2 protein-coding genes and 1 pseudogene are annotated in these 2,879 nt (G+C 57.1%); all 3 read left to right on the top strand.

The annotated features are described in order from the left end of the window. Positions 1-236 (top strand): annotated as a pseudogene (locus AACY50_RS28475) (hypothetical protein); the annotation flags it as partial. Continuing rightward, on the top strand, positions 233-1,162 hold the full coding sequence (locus AACY50_RS28470) for a hypothetical protein (protein WP_339539920.1): 930 nt from the start codon (positions 233-235) through the stop codon (positions 1,160-1,162). The pseudogene AACY50_RS28475 and the gene AACY50_RS28470, both read left to right, overlap by 4 nt. A gap of 6 nt (positions 1,163-1,168) precedes the next feature. Beyond that, entirely contained in the window at positions 1,169-2,848 is a 1,680-nt protein-coding gene (locus AACY50_RS28465; RefSeq protein WP_339539918.1) for a hypothetical protein, read from the top strand. Positions 2,849-2,879 lie beyond the last annotated feature (31 nt).

Raw genomic sequence — 2,879 nt, 5'->3', positions numbered from 1 at the left:
GCACACCACCAAGCACGTTGTCGCTAAGGTTGCGTTATCGCACGCCATTGACCGGGATACTCGGCGCACGGAGTTTTATCGGCGGGGAGCGTGGTTTGGCATTTACCTTGAATAACTCCACGGGCGTCATTGCGCTACGAGCCGACCCAACACCTGAACTTGATCGTGTACCGAATTACCCGCTCGGTGAGGATCACCCCGGCGCCATTTACCTGCAACCCAAGGACAAGCGATGAGTACGCCACCGGCAGGCACAACGGAAAAAAGGATGTTTTCGCGAAATGACTATCTCGCGCCATTACCTATTCCCACCGGTAGAAAACCTTCTGATGTGCTCAACATCATCTGGCGCAAGAACGAAGTGTTTCTCGATATCGGTAATTACAGCATCGGCTCGGCAGTGATGGTGATGTGGCCCGGAGTGATGTTGTTTTTGGGGCTGGCATACGTTTTCGATGACCCTGACGCGTTGATATTGGGAGCTTGTATCATGGCTCTCCCTATTTTTTGGTTGATTCAGGGTCTGTTCCGCGAAGTTCCTTTACCCATACGCTTCAACCGCCAACGCCGCGAAGTCTGCGTCCCCCGCAATAACGGCGAGTACTGGATTGTCCCCTGGGAAACAGTGACAGCCGCCGCCACCCAGCATTCATCAGTCAGTCAGGCCGGCAAAGCCACAATGGGTCTACTGGTCATCGGTTTCGAAAACCCCGACCCGCACGCTACGGAAGACAACAAGCATTTTTCGCTGGGCTTCAACTGTGGCGGCGGCACCACGGCGATGGCTCTGTGGGAATGCATGCGCAGTTATATGGAGGTCGGGCCAGAGGCTGTCGAGGATCAAACCGCCCGTTTCGACAGGTCAAAAGGAATCTGGGCGACTTATCTGGATGATCTGATCAAAGCAGCGAAGTTGAGAGGCTGGTTCGTAACCGTTCTCTGGGAAGGGTTCTGCGGAATATTCATATTCAACACTTTGCTGATCGATGTGCTAGAGCGTTGGAAGTTGAACCCGCCTCCCGACTTGCCCTATCCCGACATCATCGAATGGTCAAAACCACTCCCGCCGGAACAATGGGCCAAACGCTCTCCAGAGCTGGAAGCAGCCATCGCCAAACGCGAGGCTGAACTGGCCGCGCAGGCTCAAAGCGAGTTGGCTTGAGGTCGGATGCTCAGGGCTATCGTGATCTGGTCGAAAACTGCAGGCGCGGATCCCGTCGCCCATGGCGGTTACCGACAGCCGCTGGCCAAACCATGCAATGCGCCCGTATCGCAGCCATCGTCGGCCCGGTGCGGGCGTTTATTCCGGCCGATCTGTACTACGAAGCGGAGCAGGTCGTCCGTGAATACCGCGCGGAAAAACACGCCAACCTCAACAATCATGCGTTCAGCGCCACAGACCTTTGCGGTCATTGATGATCCGTGGGGCGTGCTGTTCGACCTCGCTGCGTTGATCCGTGCGCGCAAAACCGCGTTCGACAGCTATCAGGAGCATCACGCCGAAGAATGGGCGATAGCCGGAGTTCTCAAGTCCCTGAGCGAAAGCGACCCTCAGTTGCATGCGCAACTGCCGTCCATTACTCGCTACGACGAACTCCAGCGGACATGGAAGGATCAAGAGGCGCAGAACGAGCGATATACCGCTGACGTTCGACGTCTGGTTCAACTCTGGGTGGCATGGTTCAACACCCTGCAAGCGGCCGGCCCGTCGAGCATGGACACGGCTTGCGGCCACTTCGACATTGCCCAGGCAATTGCCCGTGAAGCCCTGGAGCTGCATTTCGCCGAAGCCTGCCACGGGCCGGCCAGTACCAGCATTGGCGCTACGGCCATCACCCTCAATCTGGAAGGGGACAAGGCCGGCAAGCCATGGCTGCTTTGGGCGTTACTCGGGCTACCGTCGCGGCTGAGCATTGGCGAAATCAAGTACATGGTGGATTTCAGCGATCTGACGCGCGACAACAAAGCGGCTGTTCTAGAAAGCACCGACAAACTGGCCAGAGCCTTTGCCCATGCCGAAGGGCTGAACAAAGCCGCCGACAAACTCAAGCAACACAACCCGGCGGCCAGTCTTGAAGCATTGTTTTTATCCATCGCGCCCGTCGCCGCGCTGCAACTGCATCAGGCCGACAATGCCACGAGCAATGCCGGGCGCCTGTACATGGCGGCTGCATTGGCCCGCAGCGAGCAGCGCATTCAGACGTTGGCTGTTACGTCGCGTCAATTGGGTGAGTGGTACAGCGACTTGATGGGCACTCGGCAGACACCGCCCGCGCATTTGAATGTTGCTTCGCTTGCCAGCGGCGTGGCGGCGGGGATTCCTTTCATGCATCTGGTGCCGGCCAGTACCAAGTTGGCGCCGTTGCCGGTGAATTTGGCGGCTGGGGTTGAGTTGAGTGGTGTGTTTGATTTGAAGGGGGCGTTGAGTAAGGCGCCGGTGAAGGTTTTGGTGACGTTGGTGGCTGGGGGGAATTTGGTTTGGACGGGAAGTACGTTTCTCGACAAAAAAACGGCCAAAAATGGCCTTGTCGCTGTTGGAGCGGGATTCGGCGTTGCTGCAGCGGTAGCTGCAGTCGCTCAAAGAGTGGCGGAGGTTGATTGGGCTTCCGCGGTGCAGCTGAGTGGGAGAACTTCAGTACCCGCAAGGCTAGTTCTTGTTAGAGCGTTGGGTGTTGCAGCGGCAGTTGCAGGACTCACCTACAGCGTTGCCAAACGCCGTTCCCGAAACCTGTGGCCAAAAGTGGTCACTGAGCCCCCCGGTGTCAGGATAGTTGTCGCCTCTCCGGTTTTTCCAAAAAAAGCATATCGGGGGCGGAAAGAGACTGGTCGTGCCGTACTATTCACCTGAACGCAGAGCCGCATTACTTAAGATGCTGCTT

Origin of the sequence: Pseudomonas sp. RA_15y_Pfl2_54, from assembly GCF_963971015.1 — a bacterium.
In the GTDB taxonomy this organism is placed as follows: domain Bacteria; phylum Pseudomonadota; class Gammaproteobacteria; order Pseudomonadales; family Pseudomonadaceae; genus Aquipseudomonas; species Aquipseudomonas baetica_A.
This window is presented reverse-complemented; position numbering and strand designations above follow the sequence as displayed.